Annotated in this window: 2 protein-coding genes and 1 pseudogene; 1 reads left to right on the top strand and 2 read right to left on the bottom strand. The window is 36.9% G+C overall.

Features of this window, described 5'->3' with window-relative positions:
• The first annotated feature begins 319 nt into the window (after window positions 1-319).
• Complete coding sequence (locus tag CXF78_RS16025) at window positions 320-832, top strand: GspH/FimT family pseudopilin (protein ID WP_011638329.1); 513 nt, start codon at window positions 320-322, stop codon at window positions 830-832.
• 19 nt (window positions 833-851) lie between these two features.
• Here CXF78_RS16025 and CXF78_RS16020 read toward each other — a convergent pair whose 3' ends face one another.
• Window positions 852-1,268 (bottom strand): type IV pilin protein, encoded by a 417-nt coding sequence (locus CXF78_RS16020; RefSeq protein WP_011638330.1) that lies wholly within the window; start codon window positions 1,266-1,268, stop codon window positions 852-854.
• 2 nt (window positions 1,269-1,270) lie between these two features.
• A pseudogene (locus CXF78_RS21500) lies at window positions 1,271-1,846 on the bottom strand (rRNA (guanine-N1)-methyltransferase); the annotation flags it as partial.

The raw sequence follows: 1,846 nt of genomic DNA, 5'->3' as shown, positions 1-1,846 counted from the left end.
ATATTTTTCTAAACGTTTTCTGTGAATAACTGTCAGAAAACAGTCTCCACGCATGGTTCCTCAGAGCAAGCGTTGTAGCATGTCATAAACAAAATATATGATTAGGCACGACTGTGGAGTAAAGTCATATTGGCTATAGCCATTTGATGCTTTATTGATCTATGCCATCTTTATTTTCAAGAACAAACGATTAATGTTAAAAGTGAATTGGTTTAGACTGAAAACAATTAAACAACAAAAAACATGGTATTATTTAATTAAAATATCGGAAAATCAGGCTTATTCCACTAATAATGACTATGTGCAACAAGGATGAATCATGAGAAGAACTAGCGGATTTACTCTTATTGAGTTGATGGTAACAGTAGCCGTTTCGGCAATTTTGTTGGCTGTCGCTGCGCCTTCGTTTACTTCGTTATACAATAATACCCGCGCGGCTTCTGCAATCGGAAATATCGAAAGTTCTATGGCATTCGCAAGAAGCCAAGCTGTTAATTTTGGTAGAAAAGTATCTGTTTGTCCAGGAAATGGGAGTAGTTGTTCGGGGAGTTGGAATAATGGCTACATTATTTTTATTGATGATAATGGAGATAAAACTGCCGACAATGGAACTGAAGTGTTAAAGAGGATACAAGGTTTTAACTCTAAAGATTTTATTAAAGCATCGTCTACACTAATAACGTTTGGTATGGATGGAATGCTAAGTAGCACAAGCTCAATAAGTATTCACTATTGTCCGTCTAAGAAAAATAGTGAATACTCTAAAGGCATTAGCATCAGCCCATCGGGGAAAATAGCAGCCATCAACACTGATGTAAATTGCAATTCATAGCGGTAAAAAACAACTAACTTTACCAGCAGTCACTTGGTGTTTTCACCCCATCTGAAGTTATCTCTATTGATGCACACTCTGTATCTCGAGTAGCTTGGACACCAATAGCTTTAGCCTCTATAGTATATCTATTAGCATTAGCTACAGTTGCATCTATTTTATAAAATCCATTCTCGACAACAAAATTACCATTACCATCAACAGAAAAACCAAGTTTTTTCATATTTTTAGTGAACGTTTTATGATCTAAATAATATTGTTCTTGCCTGTTGGCCACATTCATCAAACCAGCTAGCGCATCAGCCCTAGCTCCCTTCGCAACAAATTTAGTATACGAAGGATATGCAATAGAAGCTAAAATCCCTACAATGACGACGGTAATCATTACCTCTATTAAGGTAAAACCAGAGTATGCTTTAGTGATTGTTACTTTCATTTTTAATTCTCTTTCATATGATAATAGATCTGATTAACGCCTAAGCCACCACCGACACATTTGTTATCGCCAGCAGCACAACCATCATCACCCAAAAGATCTTTTTTGATCATATCATTTGCGGCATCGCCAATTCCGATTAAATACATATAGCTACTATCATCACCATTTTTAGGAATTACTAAGGTTGGAGTATCAGGAACCTGTTCGCTCATTTTAAAATAGTCTTGTGAGTTGCTGTAAACTTTCCCTCCTTTATGGAGATCTCGGCCGCGAAGACGTCCTTCACCTGGAACTAAACATGCATTTTCAGTTGCTCCGGTCTGAGGCACATAGGATGTAAAAAATACTTTTCCCTGCACAATTGTTGCGGCGGATAAAGATTTTTCACCAGCATCTGCGAAACGATAATACCAACCTCGCTTTAGGCCAAATGTGATTAATGCTGTTTCTTCGGTTGGGGACTCCGTAGTTACATCATATAAATCTGAAATAGTTAATGTATCTGGAACAGTATTCCCAGCAGCAGAGCTATAAGATTTAGAAATAATATTCCTATCTTGGAATACAAAAAACTT

The sequence above is a fragment of the Shewanella sp. 11B5 genome (assembly GCF_002836795.1).
In the GTDB taxonomy this organism is placed as follows: domain Bacteria; phylum Pseudomonadota; class Gammaproteobacteria; order Enterobacterales; family Shewanellaceae; genus Shewanella; species Shewanella frigidimarina.
This window is presented reverse-complemented; position numbering and strand designations above follow the sequence as displayed.